The 18,262-nt window shown below is 41.4% G+C and carries 17 protein-coding genes; 11 read left to right on the top strand and 6 right to left on the bottom strand.

The features are described 5' to 3' along the window. Window positions 1-2 precede the first annotated feature (2 nt). Genes YH65_RS02595 through YH65_RS02615 form a run of 5 tightly spaced genes read right to left on the bottom strand, consistent with a single transcriptional unit; the run spans window position 3 to window position 5,521 of the window. Entirely contained in the window at window positions 3-899 is an 897-nt protein-coding gene (locus tag YH65_RS02595; protein ID WP_046550502.1) for a hypothetical protein, read from the bottom strand. Further along, window positions 900-2,933: an urea transporter gene (locus YH65_RS02600; protein ID WP_046550503.1), complete on the bottom strand. Its 2,034-nt coding sequence runs from the start codon at window positions 2,931-2,933 to the stop codon at window positions 900-902. A gap of 8 nt (window positions 2,934-2,941) precedes the next feature. Next, entirely contained in the window at window positions 2,942-4,270 is a 1,329-nt protein-coding gene (locus YH65_RS02605; RefSeq protein WP_046550504.1) for an alanine racemase, read from the bottom strand. A 1-nt stretch (window position 4,271) separates the two neighbouring features. Then, the gene (locus tag YH65_RS02610; RefSeq protein WP_046550505.1) at window positions 4,272-5,285 is read right to left on the bottom strand and encodes an ATP-grasp domain-containing protein; all 1,014 of its coding nucleotides are present in this window, start codon (window positions 5,283-5,285) and stop codon (window positions 4,272-4,274) included. After that, the gene (locus YH65_RS02615; RefSeq protein WP_046550506.1) at window positions 5,282-5,521 is read right to left on the bottom strand and encodes a PqqD family protein; all 240 of its coding nucleotides are present in this window, start codon (window positions 5,519-5,521) and stop codon (window positions 5,282-5,284) included. The genes YH65_RS02610 and YH65_RS02615 overlap by 4 nt, the downstream gene beginning before the upstream one ends. A gap of 288 nt (window positions 5,522-5,809) precedes the next feature. Between YH65_RS02615 and YH65_RS02620 the strand changes: the two genes are divergently transcribed. Then, the gene (locus tag YH65_RS02620; RefSeq protein ID WP_046550507.1) at window positions 5,810-6,145 is read left to right on the top strand and encodes a hypothetical protein; all 336 of its coding nucleotides are present in this window, start codon (window positions 5,810-5,812) and stop codon (window positions 6,143-6,145) included. 4 nt (window positions 6,146-6,149) lie between these two features. On the opposite strand, the gene YH65_RS02625 is transcribed toward YH65_RS02620, so the two are convergent. After that, entirely contained in the window at window positions 6,150-6,641 is a 492-nt protein-coding gene (locus tag YH65_RS02625; RefSeq protein ID WP_046551986.1) for a SixA phosphatase family protein, read from the bottom strand. A 144-nt stretch (window positions 6,642-6,785) separates the two neighbouring features. On the opposite strand from YH65_RS02625, the gene htpG reads away from it, so the two are divergent. The 10 genes from htpG to YH65_RS02675 all read left to right on the top strand — a co-directional run bounded on the left by htpG (window position 6,786) and on the right by YH65_RS02675 (window position 18,182). Further along, window positions 6,786-8,648 (top strand): molecular chaperone HtpG, encoded by a 1,863-nt coding sequence (gene htpG, locus YH65_RS02630; RefSeq protein ID WP_046550508.1) that lies wholly within the window; start codon window positions 6,786-6,788, stop codon window positions 8,646-8,648. Window positions 8,649-8,734: 86 nt separating this feature from the next. Further along, on the top strand, window positions 8,735-9,673 hold the full coding sequence (locus YH65_RS02635; protein WP_483855305.1) for a cation diffusion facilitator family transporter: 939 nt from the start codon (window positions 8,735-8,737) through the stop codon (window positions 9,671-9,673). Next, the gene (locus tag YH65_RS02640) at window positions 9,673-10,329 is read left to right on the top strand and encodes a uroporphyrinogen-III synthase (RefSeq protein ID WP_046550509.1); all 657 of its coding nucleotides are present in this window, start codon (window positions 9,673-9,675) and stop codon (window positions 10,327-10,329) included. The genes YH65_RS02635 and YH65_RS02640 overlap by 1 nt, the downstream gene beginning before the upstream one ends. A gap of 398 nt (window positions 10,330-10,727) precedes the next feature. Further along, window positions 10,728-11,996 (top strand): phosphoribosylamine--glycine ligase, encoded by a 1,269-nt coding sequence (gene purD, locus YH65_RS02645; RefSeq protein WP_046550510.1) that lies wholly within the window; start codon window positions 10,728-10,730, stop codon window positions 11,994-11,996. Between the two features lie 5 nt (window positions 11,997-12,001). After that, the gene (locus tag YH65_RS02650; RefSeq protein ID WP_245609215.1) at window positions 12,002-12,457 is read left to right on the top strand and encodes an RDD family protein; all 456 of its coding nucleotides are present in this window, start codon (window positions 12,002-12,004) and stop codon (window positions 12,455-12,457) included. Continuing rightward, window positions 12,450-14,540: an LPS-assembly protein LptD gene (locus tag YH65_RS02655; protein ID WP_046550511.1), complete on the top strand. Its 2,091-nt coding sequence runs from the start codon at window positions 12,450-12,452 to the stop codon at window positions 14,538-14,540. Before YH65_RS02650 ends, YH65_RS02655 begins: the two co-directional genes overlap by 8 nt. Then, a complete protein-coding gene (locus YH65_RS02660) occupies window positions 14,540-14,809 on the top strand; it encodes a DnaJ domain-containing protein (RefSeq protein WP_046550512.1) in 270 nt (89 codons plus the stop codon). Before YH65_RS02655 ends, YH65_RS02660 begins: the two co-directional genes overlap by 1 nt. Before the next feature lie 98 nt (window positions 14,810-14,907). Beyond that, the gene (locus YH65_RS02665) at window positions 14,908-15,462 is read left to right on the top strand and encodes a phosphoribosyltransferase (RefSeq protein ID WP_245609216.1); all 555 of its coding nucleotides are present in this window, start codon (window positions 14,908-14,910) and stop codon (window positions 15,460-15,462) included. 41 nt (window positions 15,463-15,503) lie between these two features. Next, window positions 15,504-17,693, top strand: a complete 2,190-nt coding sequence (locus tag YH65_RS02670; protein WP_046550513.1) for a polyribonucleotide nucleotidyltransferase — start codon at window positions 15,504-15,506, stop codon at window positions 17,691-17,693. 183 nt (window positions 17,694-17,876) lie between these two features. Continuing rightward, window positions 17,877-18,182 carry a F0F1 ATP synthase subunit C gene (locus tag YH65_RS02675; RefSeq protein ID WP_012083643.1) on the top strand — a complete coding sequence of 102 codons (306 nt, stop codon included), beginning with the start codon at window positions 17,877-17,879 and terminating at the stop codon, window positions 18,180-18,182. Window positions 18,183-18,262: the final 80 nt, after the last annotated feature.

Below are 18,262 nucleotides of genomic sequence, written 5' to 3' on the forward strand. Positions count from 1 at the left end.
TATTAGAAACTATAACTCATGGAGATAAGAGCAATAGTATTACTTCCTTCAGGCAGTAATGCTAAATTTGCTGCATCATACTCTTCATAGTCATTTTTGATATAACTAACGTTTACCTCCAATTTTGGTGTAAAGTAGTACCCCAGTTTCACAGAGTAGGCGTTTTTGAGTAAGTCCTTTGTATTATATACGGTAAAACCGGCATCTTTTACACCACTTCTCATTTTACCAGCATTGAATTTTAAAGTTGCATAAAATTTTTTATATCCTAAAGTATCGGAGATTTCATAGGACCAATAGCTTGAATCTTGATAATCATAGGCATGAATAAAGTTTGCAATGAGCGTGACTGTATTTCTTGTATTGAGGTTTATTGCTTTTGAATAGGTGAGTTTGGGACTTAGCTGCAATAGGCTAACATTTGTTGTCTTGATTAATGAAGTATCGGTATATGCATCGGTATAGTATGAGTAATATGCATCTATACCATAAGTGAGTTTGTTATAATCTAGCCATTTGTATCCTTCCACACCGATAATTGCTATATATCCATCACCTAAGTCTTTAATAGCTCCTTGTTCGTTGTTGTTCACATAATGCAACCCTGCATGCCATGCAAAATTTTTATAATATTTGCCATATTTGAGTGTAATATCGTGCTGTTTTAAGTTTGGTACAGTGGTGTTTTTGTACGTAATATCAGTATAACCATAAGCAAACTCAAAAAGATAATTCAAATTACCCACACTTGTATAGAAACCTGCAAATTTGGCATTATCTTTAAGTGATTTTGCGTTATTTGAATCATAATTGACTGTACCTACATAAGGTATTACTGTTTTTACATCTGCCATAACTGCGCTTATACCAAGCAAACCTGTTAAAATTATTTTTTTCATTCATTGTCCTTTAACTAATTTTAATTCAACATCATTGTATTTGATGTTTGTGTGACCTTTATGGGTAATATCTAAATGTATCTTTCCATAAGTTGAAACAATTGTTTTTGAGTTAAAAAAGTACTCACATTCTAGCTTATAAACATCTTTTTTAATGGTTGCAGTCAATTCTATCAAGATTTGACTGAATTTACTTTTGATCAAGTAAACCGGAAGATAGTCAATATATTTGATACCGTGTGTTTGTATAAAAGGTGTACGCGGTGCCAAGATAAACAGCCATTTTAAGTGTGATTCACCTCCTTCATATTTATAAAAATAAAATGCATTGGAATCATTATAAAAATAGAGTTTGTTGTGAGTGTCATCTTGTAAATAAAATGAACCATATTCATCCATTTTAACAATAAAACTTACTGTTCCTGTTTTATCCCCCTTATAGAAAACATCATATGTAAAGGTATCATCCAAAATGTACAAAAAACGGGAGCTTATACTTTTGTCTATCAGGACAGAATGAATGCATTCCTCGGGTTGGGGCAGGGTATTGAAGAGCAATCTATCGTCTTTTAAAAATTCATTGAAGGTAAATCTTTGCGTAAATCCTCCAATAATTCCCACAGATTGTACTTGAATATGTATATGAGGCTCTGGGGAATAACCACTGTTGCCACACTTGGCAATGATAGTATTTACCTGGACATAGCTACCTACTTCCACTGAAACGGAATACTGCATTAAGTGGCTAATTTCAACATAAAAACCCAAATCGCTTTTTATAATAATATAATTACCCCAATTGTTTATTCTGTCTACTGCGCCTATCGTGTTATCAGGCAAGTCCTGTTTGATATCGACAACATAGCCATTCACCGGTGACAAAATTGATTCTCCGAATGCATAGTAATCATGGATATTTAGACCTTCGTTTTTATAACTCTTCCCCTCTTTTGTTTTGACAAAATCGTAAGCATATTTGTACTTTCCTTTATGTGTCCAGTTACCGTCAAAAGCTTGATAGACCTTCCATTCTCCAGAAAATGGCAGAGATATTTTGGGCTCAAGTTCTCCAAAACGAAAAATTTTACTCAGATAATTGGAAAGAGATTCTTCCGGTGTTGCTTTTATCTCTGTATTAAACTCTTTATAGTAGATCAAAGAGAGCATAAAAATAAAAACAATAACAGTAATGTTAAAAGGGAGGGTAAAGACAGGAATAGCATAGTAATTAAACAATATACCAATAGCATCGGTTAAAACAACACTCATTGCAACACCAATCAAAGCCAAAATGAAATTCTTGAGTGTCGGCAAAAGAAATACCCCGCATAAAGCAATACCTACTAAAATATAGTTAAATGCATAGCCATCATATAATGCCTGTGTAAAAGAGCCAAGTAGAAAACTATGAATCCCCACTCCTGCATAAAAACCAACTAAAGCCATAATCGCAGTAATACGAGAAAAGTATAACACGAGTGCAAACATCGCTATGCCTGCTATGTTTGAGGGTAAGAAAAAAATGGTGCCAAAAGATTTAAAAAAGGCACTTATAGCAAGAGGAAAGTTTAGGTCAAATCTAGCACTATTGTTGACAAGTGTTGAGAGAAGCCCAGAGTATTTGAGTGATGCAAGATAAACAAACATTGTCACAATAGAAAAAGGCAGAGAGAGTATAGGGATTTTATAGAGACTAAAAAGGCGATTAAGCATAAAGGAAAGCATAAAAGTAAAAGAGGAGACAATCGCAATGAGTGCGATACTCATCAGCGAAGGGGAAAAGATATACCCTATCCCCATCCCTACCAATAGAGAGTTATAGATATAGAATCCTTGAGCCAAATAGGCCTCTTTAAACTCTAGATACTCAGCAAATGCAATGGCAAAAGCAACGGCAACAAGCCCACTAATAGCAACAGATGGATTTATAAAAGTAATGACTAAGAGTGCAAGACCTGCATACTTGTTATTTAAAAATAACAGTGCACTGTAGGGTTTAAGCGCACTATAGAAAAGACTTTTATAATTTTCCATGCTCTTTTTTATACCTCTTTATAATTGACTGTTGCCAAATCATCCACTTCTTTAATCAGACGTGCTTTACCTTCAGTATCTATCAGTACCACTGCTGGCTTATAGCGAATAAACTGCATTGATTGGGTATAGTTATAAGCACCCACTGGAGAGATAGTAAGCACACTGCCTCTATCAAGGGCTGGCAACATCAAATGTTCCTCAATCACATCAATATTCATACAAAGAGGACCATTGAGCATAGATGGCTCATTTTCTCCCTCATAATGTTTATCAAGTTCAATGTTAAAGTTATACCATGTCGAAGTATAAAGTAGGTTGACACCAGCATCTAAGATATACCCTTTTTTGCCATCTGGAAATCTTTTATATCCGTGCACAGAAGTGAGTAGATAGCCCGCTTCATCTATCATCGCTCGTCCTGTTTCTAGGTAGAGTTTCGGTAGTTTTTCACTTTTGTTGTTTACATAAATCGCATCGGTAATTGCCTGTGCATAATCATCGGCTGTTGGGACAATAACATCTGCTGATTGATAGACGCCTTTGAGGTTAGATTTACTTGCAAATCCACCACCAAGGTCAATGTACTCTATCTCAGCATTAAAATCATTTTCCACTTGTGCTTTGAGTTGCATGATTTTTGTTGTTGCCACCTTATAAGCATTGGCATCAAGCATAAAAGTTCCGATGTGTGAGTGAATACCATTTAAGTACATTTTCCCACCATCATACATGCGTTTTATCGCCTCATAGGCATCCCCACTCTCGTAGTTAAATCCAAAACGAGACCATTGTGGATAGGTTCCTGTATCCATATTGATACGGATGGCAACAGGGATTTTCATACCTAACTCATCTGCAATTTTTTCTAAATCATTAAGTTCAAAAAGGTTGTCCACATGAATTTTTGCACCCTCTTGCACAGCAATTTTCAGATCTTCATAAGGCTTATAGGGGCCATTGAAAATAATATCTTTTCCTTCTATTCCTAAAGCTCTTGCTTTTTGGTACTCAAACTCACTTACCACCTCTGCAATAGAGCCAAGATTGTGAAATACTTTACAAATCTCATTAAGATAGTTTGTTTTATAGCTCCAGCCAAAAGTGACATCAGGGTAACGAGAACTAAAAGCAGAGTAGAGTGTGTTGTACTTCTCTTCTATCTGTCTTTGTGAAAAAACAAAAATTGGACTTCCATATTTTTCTGTCAATTCATTAACACTCACTCCATCTATCTCTGTACGGATATTTTGTGTTTTTAGAGGACTCCCATATTTTGAAGCCATTGCAAACTCTATTTTATTAATTGTTGGTTTTTCATACTTTACATCACTCATCTTATAATTCCTTTTTTGATAATAGTTGCATATAATCTGTAAAATCAGTCACAAGTTCTTGTGTGTATCTGACATACATCTTGTTTTGTGGATACTCTAGTTCAGGCTCATTATCAATACCTTGCATAATATCGACGACCATCTGTGGCAAATTCACACCAATCTCTGTTGCAAAATGTACCCATGCTGGAAAACGCGGATTGATCTCTATCATAAAGACTTGATTCATATTGACAATACACTCTAACTCAAAAGGACCCTTCCATTTTGTAAGTGCTACAAAGTCTTTTGCCATTTGCATCATTTTATCATTTTGAATCGTAACACCCGTCCAAATTTTCCCAATCTCCGTTGTTGTTAACTTTTTAATAGCAACAGCACCTTTGAGCTCTCCCTTACCATCACCAACGCCAACAAGATTCAGCTCTTCTCCCGTGACCACTTCTTGAACAAGTACAGGAAATCCCCACTCATTTGAAATTTTGTAAAAATTATCTATGGCACTCTCAAGGTTATACGACATGTAAGCCTTGTAGTAATTCCCTTTAACCATAAGAGGAAAATTGGATGTTTTTGTACACTCAACAAGCTCAGAAATACTACTCACTTCATAGGTTTTTGGATAGGTAATCCCTAGTTTTTCGGAGAGTCCATCGAGTTTGTTTTTATTGCGAAGTTCAAAGTTCTCTAAAGAGGGTAAACAGAGTTTTATCCCCATCGCTTCTATATCATCTTGATACTTTATATATAATGGAAGTTCTGCATCCAAACAAGGAATCACCGCATCTAAACCTTCTTGTGATTGAATATACTCTAAGCGATTTTTGAGTTCATGAAAACCTAAAGAGGGGTAAGGCATCAGATAGGTTTTTCCTGTCATGTGCATATAATTTCCAGGTTCATTCGCATCATAAGAGAAGCCAACAATCTCATTTTTTACTTGAATTCCTTTTATGACAGGAATTCCTGGTGCAGGATTATCTGTATTGTTAAGTCCACTGACAGCAACTTTCATGAGAGCAATCCGTAAATTTTTAATTTAGACAAAAAATCACTCACATCTATAAAAAGCTCACGCTTAGGAACCTCATATTTTGAAGCTAACTCTTCAATAATTTCATCTTTTGTTTTATGTTGCTTTAGGAGAGTGACAATCTCTTTTCCCGTGCCATTAAGCTGGTAACTGTTCCCCATCATTGGATAAAACACAATATTGTTTTCATCTACTACTAATTGATTGATCGTATTCATCACGCATCCTTGTGAGTTTTAATTATAGAAGTCTAAGCTATAAGTGTTAGTAAATTGTTAATGAGGTGGAAGAATAAGAATGATGCTATGAGTCAAACCTAGATCAATCAAAAACAGCTCCTTCGCGACAACCCTCAAAGATGACGCCAAATAGGAAAAATTATTTGTTTGGCCTTTAAGGTACATACAATCTACAATATGAAAAAGTTCTTAACTCTTAACTCTTAACTCTTAACTCTTAACTCTTAACTCTATTTCTGCTATACTGTTTTCAAAAAGGAAGAAGAGATGAAAAGAAGATTGACGATAGCATTGTCCGCTGTAGTATTGGCAGGTATTTTCTCAGGCTGTGCGAATGAATATATTGATGTGCCTTTTACCGCTACGGATAAAGTCAGTGCGTGTGCCAAAACAGAGAAAGATCTAGCCAAAGTCGATGAATTCATCAGTAAGATCAATGCAATGCCTGCATCACAGGTTGAAGAGTATATTGCCGCACTGCCTGCGCCGGATATCACCAACAGTTCGGAAAAACGTCCGGTACTGAGAGATGCCAATGCACGGAAAGATCAGCTCAAGGCAAAACAGCAGCAGTTAGGATGTGAGGTCCAGGCTAAAAAATAGTTCACTATGAAAACATCTTGGGGAAGATGAATGCTTCCATCTTCCCTTTTCCTCTCTCTATATCATTCCATGTTTGAACATCGAAAGTGACAGAGACGATTCCCAGTGTAGGGATATTGTCTATATAGACTTCTGTCAGTATGTTGGCCAGTTCCGTCATCTCCGGATTGTGGCCTATCAAAAAAAGACTCTGGTAACGGTCATCCACATTTCGGACCATTTCGATCATCTCTTCGGGTTCAGTGAAATAGAGTCCTTCTTGGAAAATAATCTTTCCTTCATAGTGCAGTGCTTTTGCCAATCCTTTTGCCGTTTTCTTTGTCCGTTTTGCCGATGACGAGAGTATGAGGTCAGGCATGATTCCTTTTTCCTGCAGTGCTTTGGCCATCACAGGAATGGAGCGTTTGCCTCTTTTGTTGAGCCCGCGGTCAAAGTCATTTTTGCTCAGGTCGCTCCAGTCCGATTTTGCATGTCTTATCAAATATAGTTTTTTCATTTCTACAGTATAGCAAAAGTACAATAAATCACAATAAATGATCATACTTTAGTCACTTTCACTAAAGTATCTTTCAAAAAAACTTGAAATTTATTTAAAAATATACTATAATTCCAAAAAATTAAGACAATTTAGGAGAAACACATGGCAAAACATCAGTTTCAAACAGAAATAGGACAGCTTTTAAAGCTAATGACCCACTCGCTCTATTCGAACAAAGAGATTTTTATAAGAGAATTGATTTCAAACGCAAGCGATGCGTTGGACAAATTCAATTATCTTTCTCTGACGGATGAAAAGTTCAAAGAGGAGAACTGGAGCGGCAAAATCTCCATCAAACTTGACAAAGACGACAATTCACTGACGATCGGTGACAATGGTATTGGAATGAATGAAGAAGATTTGATGGACAACCTCGGTACCATCGCCAAATCAGGTACGAAAGCATTTATGGAAAATTTGACGGGTGATGCGAAAAAAGATTCCAATCTTATCGGACAGTTTGGAGTAGGATTCTACTCGGTATTCATGGTAGCTGAAAAAGTGGATGTCATCTCCAAGAAAGCCGGAGAGGAACAGGCCTATATGTTCTCTACGGACGGTACAGGTGAATATGAGGTCAAGCCGGTCACGAAAGATGAACACGGAACGGTCATTTACATCAAACTCAAAGAAGATGAAAAAGAGTTCCTTGACAAGTGGAGAGTACAGGAAGTTGTCAAGAAGTACTCCAATCATATTGCTTATCCGATCATACTGAACTATACGGAAGAGGAAACGACAGGCGAAGGGGATGAAAAAGAGACCAAAACGGTTCAAAAATCTGAACAGATCAATGAGGCAACGGCACTTTGGACACTTCCGAAGTCGGAACTGAAAGAGGAAGACTACATCGAGTTCTACAAAACCATTTCCCATGGCGATGATGAACCTCTGACTTATCTGCATAACAAAGTAGAGGGTGCCAATGAATTTACGACACTCTTTTATATTCCAAAAAAGGCACCGATGGATCTTTACAGAGCAGACTATCAGCCGGGTGTAAAGCTTTATGTGAAGCGTGTTTTCATTACCGATGATGACAAAGAGCTTCTGCCGCCTTATCTGAGATTTGTCAGAGGTATCATTGACTCCGAAGACCTTCCTCTGAATGTGTCGCGTGAGCTGCTTCAGGAGAACAGGATCCTTGCCAATATCAAGCAGAATTCCGTAAAGAAGATCCTTGGAGCGATCAAAAAACTGGACAGTGAAAAGATGGAAATCTTTACCGAGCAGTACAACAGGGTGATCAAAGAGGGTATCTACACCGACCATACCAACAAAGAGACACTGCTTGGGATCGTCAGATACAAGAGTTCGAGCGAAGAGGGAATGGTCTCTCTTGATGATTACATCTCACGCGGGGATTCCGAGAAGAAAGAGATCTACTATATCGTGGGTGCTGATGAAAAGGTATTGAGAAATTCTCCGCTGCTCGAAGCCTATAAAAAGGCGAATATTGAAGTACTCATCATGGATGATGAAGAGGTAGACAGTATTGTTGCACCGATGATCGGCTCTTACAAAGAGTGGACCTTCAAAGATATTACGACCATCGATGCACCTGACAGCAAGACCGAAGAGGAAAAAGAGGAGATCAGTAAAGAATTTAAACCTCTGACCGATAAGATCAAAGAAGTGCTGGGCGACGAGGTTAAAGAGGTGAAGATATCTACACGTCTGACCGAAAGTCCTTCCTGTGTCATTAAAGATGCTTCCGACCCGATGGCAGGTATGGCGGCGATGTTCGCACAGATGGGACAGGAGATGCCTGAGATACCGCTGATTCTTGAGATCAATCCTGAGCATGAGATGATCAAAAAACTCGATAAAGTGGAAGATGAATCTCTTTTCAATGACCTTTCATGGATCCTGCTAGACTCTGCAAAACTCTCTGAAGGTCTGGAGCCAAAAGACAAAGGTGCCTTTGCGCATAGAGTAGCAAGTCTGGCTACCAAAGCACTCTAATTTGAAAGAGCCATCGGGCTCTTTCTCTCTCCATTTATCCATTTTATGTTAAAATCAAAATAATATTACCATTAAAGGATCCCGATTTGAGTACACTCATGTCACCACAAAAGAGAGCAACTGTCGTATCGACATCTGTTGCCACACTGTTGCTTGTTGTAAAACTTGCTATCGGGATCGCCAGCGGGTCGGTGGCTGTACTTGCTTCCGCAATCGATTCACTCTTGGATATGGCAGTTTCCATGTTCAACTTTTTTGCCATCAAGAAATCAGAAGAGGACCCTGATGATATCTATCAATATGGAAAAGGAAAGATACAGGCAATCGCTTCGGTTATAGAAGGTACGGTCATTACGATATCAGGAATATATATTATCTATGTGGCAATCGAAAAACTGATCCAGGGAAATCCTACAAAGCTGTTGACCCCTTCCATCATGGCAATGCTCTTCTCTATTGTGGTTACCTATCTTCTGGTACGCTATCTGATCAATATTGCCGAAAAGACAAACAATCTTGTCATCAAGGCAGATGCTTTGCATTACAAAACGGATCTTTGGAGCAATGCGGCAGTGCTTGTTGCATTGGGCTTGGTTGCCTTGACAGGCTTGGATGAGGTCGATGCGATTTTCGGTATGGGAATTGGATTTTACATCATCTATTCGGCCTACGAGATCATTGTTGAAGGTATTGAAATACTGCTTGACAAGTCACTTGACGGCGATATGGTTGCCAAAATAGGTGAGATCATTTCCAATCATCCCGAAGTGACAAGTTATCACTGGCTCAAGACGCGGACGGACGGAAGCACGAACTTTGTGGAGTTCCATATGGTCCTGCGTCCCAATATGCTGCTGCTTGAAGCACACCGTATTGCCGATGAGGTTGAAGAGAAGATTATGAAGCTCGATGATAAAAGACGCTGGCTGATCACGCCACACTTTGATCCCTATGATGATGAAGATATCAATGTGGCCATGCTGCATGGCAAACCTCTGATGGATCTGGAAAAAGTAAGCCAGTAATGTCAGAGCAAAGAGCGATCTACCTTCTGTCGCCGACACACCGATCAGGTACCATCCCCATGCCGATGATTCACTTTTCTACCGTGGCGGATCGTTTGGAGCTTGAGGGCTGTGATACTCTGATGTTCACTTCTAAACAGGCGGTGGTCACGGCAGACAGAATCGATACAGGTTGGAAAGAGTATCCTTCTATCGCTATTGGTGCCGCAACCAAAAAACAGATCGAAGATCTGGGAGGGAAGGTGATCTACTATCCCCAATCCTATTACGGTGAAACACTCAGTCGAGATATCATTACCCGTTTCTCAGGGAGAAAGATTCTTTATCTGCGTCCTAAGGAGGTCTCTTTTGATTCTAAAAGTTTTTTGAAAAAAGCTGGGATTGATCTACAGGAACAGGTCATTTATGAAACAGGCTGTATCTCCTACAATGAAGCAGAAAAGCCTGTCAGGAACGCTATTATCATTTTTACTTCCCCTTCTACCATTCACTGTTTTCTCAAAAGCTTCAATTGGGATGAGAGCTATATCGCAGTGGTCATAGGCAGGGCAACAAAAGTGCATCTACCGGAGAATGCTACCTATGCTGTGGCGGAAGAGCCTCTGATCTCCTCCTGTATTAAAAAAGCGAAATTTCTTCAAGAAAATACTTTTTAAGCCCAATATCATTCACTTCTAAAAGCAAATAGGATATAATATATTTAACCTGAGTGGTTCGACAACTGTATATGGGGTCCAACATTAATCTTAGTGGGATATGTAGTCGGGCTGGTGTGTAGACATTTTCGTTTGAGCGGGGTAACCCGCGAGAATTTGCCTCCTAAAGGTCCGCTCTCTCCTGCACCGTTGGCTTTTTCGGGCCGACTTTGACAGAACGGCCACTCGGGTTCTTTATTAGCGGCATTTTTTGCACGCATAGGCTTTCCCAAAATGCCATCGACGAACAGGGAGTTCGCCTTCAAGCACTTTGGAAAACCCTCTACGCACAATAAATACCACTACTAACCACTGCTGACTGAAACGTATAGCAAACTTTTATTTTTTCGGAGAAAATCATGGATGTATTGATCATAGGTTCTGGAGGTAGAGAGTACTCTATCGGTTTGGCGCTTAAAAAAGATGAGAAGGTAGAGAAGATCTATTTTGCACCGGGCAACGGAGCGACAGATGAGCTGGGTGAAAACCTGAATATCAGCGATTTCAATGCCTTGGCAGACTTTGTCGAAGCCAATGGAGTGGATCTGACGATCGTGGGGCCCGAAGCACCGCTGGTCGAAGGGATCGTCGATGTATTCAAAGCCAGAGGATTGACAATATTCGGTCCTACGGCAAAGGCGGCACAGCTGGAAGGTTCTAAAATTTTCATGAAGAATTTTCTGGCACGCCACAATGTACCTACGGCCCGATATATTGAAACGAACCTGCTTGAAGAAGCATACAAGTTCATCAATACGCTTGAAGCACCTATCGTAGTTAAAGCGGACGGACTTTGCGGCGGTAAAGGGGTGATCATCGCACAAAGCCGTGATGAAGCGAAAAAAGCGGCAGGAGAAATGCTTTCAGGCAACTCCTTTGGTGAAGCGGGAACTTCCATAGTGGTCGAAGAATTCCTTGACGGGTATGAACTCTCTGTATTTGCGATCTGTGACGGGAAGGATTATGTGGTCCTGCCTGCTGCGCAGGATCATAAGAGACTGCTGAACAATGATGAAGGTCCCAATACCGGTGGTATGGGAGCCTATGCGCCGACACCTCTTGTCAATGATGAGATCTATGCCAAACTGGATGAGCGGGTCATCAAGCCGACGCTTAAAGGGATGGAAGAAGAGGGGATGCCGTTCACGGGTGTACTTTTCATTGGTGTGATGGTGGTCAAAGGCGAGCCGATCATTCTTGAGTACAATGTACGTTTCGGTGATCCTGAATGTGAAGAGTTGATGCCATTGCTCAAGTCACCGGCCAGTGAACTCTTTTACAAAGCGGCCGTAGGTGACCTCAAGTCAGCCAAGATCGAATTTTATGACAAATATGCCGTAGGTGTTGTCATGGCAAGCAAGGACTACCCTTACAAATCTTCAGAACCTGCCGAGATCATTGTGGACGATATACATCATCCCGATCTTGAAGGCAATGCCCACATCTCTTATGCCGGTGTGAGCCGTGGAGAAGATGGCAAACTCTATGCGACAGGCGGACGGGTCCTGGTATGTGTGGGACTGGGTGACAGCATTGCCGAGGCGCAGAAGCGTGCCTATATGCTGGTAGGCCAGGTCCATTTCGCCGGAAAACAGTGCCGTACCGATATTGCCTATCAGGCACTCTGAGAAGAATGATGGAGGAAATATCACTGCCGATCGCGGCCAACGGTAAACGTGTCTGGTCTTTTGTGATAGATGATATGGTGATCAATCTTTTTCTGATGATCATCTTCTCTTCACAGCTGACAGCTCTGATGTCAGGTGTCACTGAGGTGAATCAGGAATCTATTGTACTTGTCAACCAATTCATCATGGACAACATTGCCATTGTCCTTGCGGTCAAAGTACTTTATCATGGTGTGTTGATATGGCAGAGCGGTATGACAGTGGGTAAATATGTCATGAAGATCAAAGCTGTCGATATGCTTAGCGGTGAAACCCCTACATTGGTACAGGCGCTCTGGCGTGCGTCGGTACGTTTGATCTCCGAGATGATCTTTTATATCGGTTTTCTGTTTGCTTTTTTCTCTCCCCTGCATCAAACAATGCATGACAAGTTCTCCAACATCGTGGTGATCGATGCTTAAAAAGTCTCTTTCTGTCCTATTGGTATTGATGTCAATACTGTTGGCAGAAGGTGTATCGAATGATTCTCTCCACAACAAGATCGAGATTACGGCCAAACATCTTGACTCTACCAAAACGACCGTTACTGCTACCGATGGCGTGGTAGTCTATTATCAGGACTCTGTTATCAGGGCTGACAGGGCATTGTACAATAAAGAGACACAGTTGCTGAAACTTGACGGCAATATAGAGATGATCGGTTATCAGGGGACCAAAGAACATACATCACATCTTGAAATACATACCGATACAAAAGAGGTTACCTTTAAAGAGCTCTTTTTTATCAGTAAGAACGATGTGTGGCTCTTTACGCAGAAAGCGAATAAAAAAGATGGGAACTATACTTTTGGAGAGACGATACTTTCGAGTTGTGAAGTGACAAATCCTGCCTGGAAGATGGTGGCTTCACGTGCAACTTATGACAGCCGGGAAAAATATATGAGAGCCTACGATGCCAAAATGTATTTTAAGAATGTGCCGATCCTCTATACGCCCTATATGGCATTTTCGACGGACAGACAGAGAAAGTCCGGACTGCTTTTCCCTTTTATGGGATACAGAGAAAATGAAGGATTTATTTATGAACAGCCGATCTTCTGGGCGATTTCGGAGAGTATGGACCTTGAACTCAACCCCCAGATCCGTACCGAGAGGAGCTTCGGGATGTACGGTACCTTCCGGTTCGTAGATACTGACCACTCCTCAGGGCAGATCCGGGCAGGATATTTTCAGGACAGTGAAGCTTACAGTAAGAGGGAAAATACCAAAGAACGCGAACATTACGGTGCAGAGATACGATATGATTCAAGCAGACTGATTAGCGGTCTTGTACCCGGTGGATTCAAGGATGAACTCTATCTCAACGCGATCTACCTTAACGATATCGAATACCTGAATCTACAGCAGAGCAGTTTCAGCAATTTCGGGCAGGTACCCATTCAGGAATCGAGACTGAATTATTTTTTAGCCAATGATGAGTACTATCTGGGACTCAATGCCAAATACTTCATTGATACCAGACTTGAGAACAATGACAAGACCATTCAGCAGCTTCCTGCCCTGCAGCTGCACCAATATCTGAACAGTCTGATCTGGGACAATCTGACCTATTCCGTTGATATGCAATTGAAAAATTTTGACCGTATCGAAGGTTCGACCATGAAACAGGCCGAGATGAAGATACCGTTTGAATTTACAACTGCTTTTCTGGATGATTTCGTTAATCTCTCATTGGGAGAGACATTCTATTACAACAAGTCCTTCTTTGGCAATGGTGACTATGCTTACAATGATTTTCAGTTCTATAACAATTACCATCATGCCAAAATATTTTCCGACTTGACCAAAAAATATGACAGTTTCATCCATGTGCTGCAACCCTCGATCGAATATTTTTTGCCTGGATCCGAATCCCAGGATCCAGTTGATTTTGAGAACTTGAGCCAGGAACAGAAAGAGTTGTTTGTGCTTAGCCCCAGGGAAGAATATTATGCCTTTGCGCTTAGTCACTATTTTTATGACAAGGCTATGCACTTAAAATTTTTTCAGAGGATTTCGCAGCGTTATTATATAGACAGACCGTATAAGTATGCCGACCTGAACAATGAAATGCAGTACAACTGGGGAAAGTGGAAGTTCTACAGTGATATTACCTATGCATGGGAGTTTAGTGAGATACGAGAGTCATCTACCCGGGTTTCACTCAATGGGAGACGCTACAACTTTTCTTTGAGTCATACATACAAACAGAAACTTTCAGATACGCTGATCGATGTGTCAGCCAATGATATCAATCTCAATTTCGGATACAGTTGGAATGATCACCTGCGTCTGCATGGCGGATTGACCTACGATATAGACACTTCTGAAAGTAAACAGTGGCTTTTTGGGGGACAGTACAAGCAGGACTGCTGGGGGGTGAGTGTTGCCTTGAGACAGGATATCACTCCAAGGCCGGAAGGTGAAGCGACTACGGAGAACAGTTTCTACATACAGTTTGATTTTACCCCTTTTGTCAGTTTGGGATCAGGGAGTCTTCAGTAATGCTGTCTCCCAAAGATGAGATCGAAAAAGCACTGGAAGTACTGGACCTTCCCAAACTGGTCACCAAAGCTGATATCAAACGACAGTACAGGCATATTGCCAAGAAGCATCATCCCGACATCGGAGGTGATTCTCAAAAGATGGAAGAGATCAACCATGCCTATAGGCTTTTGATGAAGTATATAGAAGAGTTTCGTTATACTTTTGATGAGAATGAGATCAGTAAACAATTTCCTGGAGCACAACATGCAGAACAGTTCAAACCCTGATATCTATTTCGAGAACAGAAAAAATGCCGCAGACAAACTTATAGAGGTACTTCCTCTCGATCTGCTTCGGGAGAATGAGACCGTTGTGATCGGTGTAAGTGAGGGGGGGTGTTTTCTTTGCGGACCAGATTGCCAAAGCGACCGGTGCCAGAATGGATATCCTTCTCACGGAACCTGTCATGGCTCCCAACAATAATGAGCTGGCCATTGCCATGGTTTCGGAAACGGAAGACCTGGTCATGCATAAAGCACTGATCGATTCTTTCGGTATCAATGATGATTATGTCTATGCCGAGGCACAGAGGAAGTACGAGGAGGAAGTACTCTCCTATGTCTATAAATACAGAAAAGGAAAGGAACTCGCTTCCTTGAAAGGCAAGTATGTCGTACTTGCAGATGAGTGTATTGAAACAGGGCTTACGATGATGGTAGCACTCAAGTCGGTCATAGGGGAGGGCGCAAAGAATATCTATATCGCCACACCGATCCTGGATACGGCTGTCTATCAGAATCTGCTCTCTGTCTGTGACGGTGTGTTCTGTCCGCATAAGATACAGGACTATGTTTCGATAGAATACTACTATAAAGAGTTCGGTCCGTTGGGATATGAAGATGTCATGCAGATCGTAGAACAGCAAGAGATAAATAAATAAAAAAACATCATACAGTAAAAATGTAAAAGGAAACAGAGAAAATGAACGAACAGACCATCGGGATCAACCTGAACAATCTTGACGAAAAATATGAATTTAACAAAATAGCAAAACAGGCAAGCGGTGCAGTGATGTACAGACAGGGAAAAGCTGTGCTCATTGCAGCGGTCGCGGTCGATGAAAAACCGGTGGATGAAGATTTTCTTCCCCTGACAGTGCAGTATATGGAGCGTGCCTACGCGGCGGCGAAGATACCCGGGGGTTTCATCAAAAGAGAGACAAAGCCCGGTGATTTCGAGACATTGACCTCCCGTATTGTGGATCGTTCATTGCGCCCGCTCTTCCCCAAAGGATTTCATTATCCGGTAACGATTTCGGTAATGGTGGTCAGTTCCGACTCTGAGGTCGATATGCAGGTGGCAGCACTTCATGCAGCCAATGCTGCGCTGTATGTTTCCGATATTTCTGTGCAGAGGAGCATCGCAGCGGTCAGGGTAGGAAAAATAGAAGATGAACTGGTACTCAATCCTACCCTGAGCCAACAGGATGAAAGTGTACTGGACTTGCTTGTGGTAGGTTCTGAACAAGATATCATAATGATCGAGATGCGTGCTATCGCTTCGGAGAAGATCGACGATATCGAAATGGATATGATCGATCCTATGATGGGCGGTGTACCGCTGATCCTGGAGCATCAGGAGTGTAATGAGGTGGACAATGAAGCGTTGGTGGATGCCATTGCATTTGCGGCTAAGGCCATTGAAGAGGCAAGTGGTATCTATGAAAAAGAGTTCACACCTGTTATGAGAACACAGCTTGGTCTTTCGTTATCTGAAGAAAAAGTGGATGAAGAGCTGTATGCATATATAAAAGCAAACTACAGTGAAGCTGTAGCCAAAGCAATTTCACATATGGCAAAGAGTGAGCGTTCTACTGAATTGAAAAAAGTACGTGCCCAGATTATGGAAGCTCTGGAATCGGAAGGGAAAGAGGCAGATAAAGAGCTGGTTTCCAAAGTGCTTGATAGATACAAAACTACGGTCGTACGTGATATGATACTGGACAAAGGGATCCGGGCGGACGGAAGAGGGCTCGATGAGGTCAGACCGATCACCATCGAGACTAATATCCTTCCTTCGGTACACGGTTCATGTCTCTTTACACGGGGACAGACACAGGCATTGGTGACAGCCACACTGGGAGATAAAAAAGATGCACAGATGTTCGAACTCATTACCGACAAAAATACCCAGTCGGAGAATTTCATGGTTCATTACAATTTCCCTGGGTACTCTGTAGGGGAAGCGAAGTTCATCGGTGCACCTGGCCGTAGGGAGTTGGGACATGGCAATCTGGCCAAAAGGGCGCTTGAACCGGTCATCCCCATCAATTATGACGGAACGATCCGTCTTGTTTCGGAAGTACTGGAAAGTAACGGTTCTTCTTCCATGGCGACCATCTGCGGTGGCGCTTTGGCACTTCGTGCTGCAGAAGTCGATATGATCGAACTTGTCGCCGGTATCGCCATGGGTTTGGTGACAGATGGAGAAAGGGTGGCAGTACTGACCGATATCATGGGACTTGAGGATCATGACGGTGATATGGACTTTAAGATAGCCGGTACACGAAAAGGCATTACGGCACTTCAAATGGATATCAAACTGGGCGGTATTGACCTAATCACACTCAAAGTTGCTCTGGAAAAAGCAGCGCAGGGGAAAGAGCATATTCTCGACCTTATGGAAGAGGCGGAGAAGGAAATGGAATCGAGCCAGGCACTGCCGAGTACCGAGCATTTCAGCATCAACCCCCAGAAAGTCGCTGACATCATTGGTAAAGCAGGTGCGACGATCCGTGATATTATCGAAAAGTTTGAAGTGAGCATTGACCTTGACCGTGACAAAGGCGGGGTAAAACTTTCAGGACACGACAAAGAGAAAGTTACTGCTGCTAAAGAACATATAGAGAAGATCGCCAATGCACCGGTACGCAAACAAATGCAGTATGAAGTAGGCAAAAGCTATGTTGGTAAAGTGAAACGTATCGTCGATTTCGGTGTATTCGTTGAAATGCCGGACGGATTCGATGCACTGCTGCATATCTCCAAAGTCGCCAAAGAGAGAGTGAATGATCTGAATGAGCGTTACCATGAAGGTGATGACATAGAGGTCGTTGTGATGGAGCAGAAGGGAAAAAAAGTAGAGTTGGCTACGCCGGAGTATCTTGCGTAAATTTTAGCATAAATTAAAATGATTTTAGTTATAATCCCCCCGTTTATACGAAGTGACAAGTAGGGAAATCCTGGCATTTATGTCTGGGTTGCTGTATGCTTTATGGGTACAGTTACGCTATCCGAACGGGCTTTGGAAAAACAGTCGAAGAGACTCAAACTCTATTCATTCAAAGGATATAATATGAAAAAGTTTTTCTTACTTTTCTTGGCACTTGGTGCTGTTGCTTTTGCCGGTGAAGGCGAATCTATGATCAAAGCGTACTCAGTAGTTGCTGCGGGTGTCGGTCTTGGTCTTGCTGCACTCGGTGGTGCGGTAGGTATGGGTCATACTGCTGCTGCTACAATCGCTGGTACAGCTAGAAACCCAGGTCTTGGCGGTAAGCTGATGACTACAATGTTCATTGCACTTGCGATGATCGAAGCACAGGTTATCTATACATTGGTAATTGCACTTATCGCTCTTTACGCTAACCCTTTTATCGGTTAATTTAAAGAGACTTTAAAGTTGTAGCGGTATACTTCCGCTACAACTTTTTGTTATCCCTCAATATTGAGTCTGATAGTCTT

This window comes from Sulfurovum lithotrophicum (genome assembly GCF_000987835.1).
GTDB classification, from domain to species: domain Bacteria; phylum Campylobacterota; class Campylobacteria; order Campylobacterales; family Sulfurovaceae; genus Sulfurovum; species Sulfurovum lithotrophicum.

Bases quoted from the DNA above. Each gene is read 5' to 3' on its own strand.
- YH65_RS02600 (WP_046550503.1), bottom strand. From the start codon at position 2,933: ATGGAAAATTATAAAAGTCTTTTCTATAGTGCGCTTAAACCCTACAGT.
- YH65_RS02675 (WP_012083643.1), top strand. From the start codon at position 17,877: ATGAAAAAGTTTTTCTTACTTTTCTTGGCACTTGGTGCTGTTGCTTTT.
- YH65_RS02610 (WP_046550505.1), bottom strand. From the start codon at position 5,285: ATGAAAGTTGCTGTCAGTGGACTTAACAATACAGATAATCCTGCACCA.
- htpG (WP_046550508.1), top strand. From the start codon at position 6,786: ATGGCAAAACATCAGTTTCAAACAGAAATAGGACAGCTTTTAAAGCTA.
- YH65_RS02595 (WP_046550502.1), bottom strand. From the start codon at position 899: ATGAAAAAAATAATTTTAACAGGTTTGCTTGGTATAAGCGCAGTTATG.
- YH65_RS02655 (WP_046550511.1), top strand. From the start codon at position 12,450: ATGCTTAAAAAGTCTCTTTCTGTCCTATTGGTATTGATGTCAATACTG.
- YH65_RS02660 (WP_046550512.1), top strand. From the start codon at position 14,540: ATGCTGTCTCCCAAAGATGAGATCGAAAAAGCACTGGAAGTACTGGAC.
- purD (WP_046550510.1), top strand. From the start codon at position 10,728: ATGGATGTATTGATCATAGGTTCTGGAGGTAGAGAGTACTCTATCGGT.
- YH65_RS02625 (WP_046551986.1), bottom strand. From the start codon at position 6,641: ATGAAAAAACTATATTTGATAAGACATGCAAAATCGGACTGGAGCGAC.
- YH65_RS02670 (WP_046550513.1), top strand. From the start codon at position 15,504: ATGAACGAACAGACCATCGGGATCAACCTGAACAATCTTGACGAAAAA.
- YH65_RS02615 (WP_046550506.1), bottom strand. From the start codon at position 5,521: ATGAATACGATCAATCAATTAGTAGTAGATGAAAACAATATTGTGTTT.
- YH65_RS02620 (WP_046550507.1), top strand. From the start codon at position 5,810: ATGAAAAGAAGATTGACGATAGCATTGTCCGCTGTAGTATTGGCAGGT.
- YH65_RS02605 (WP_046550504.1), bottom strand. From the start codon at position 4,270: ATGAGTGATGTAAAGTATGAAAAACCAACAATTAATAAAATAGAGTTT.
- YH65_RS02650 (WP_245609215.1), top strand. From the start codon at position 12,002: ATGATGGAGGAAATATCACTGCCGATCGCGGCCAACGGTAAACGTGTC.
- YH65_RS02640 (WP_046550509.1), top strand. From the start codon at position 9,673: ATGTCAGAGCAAAGAGCGATCTACCTTCTGTCGCCGACACACCGATCA.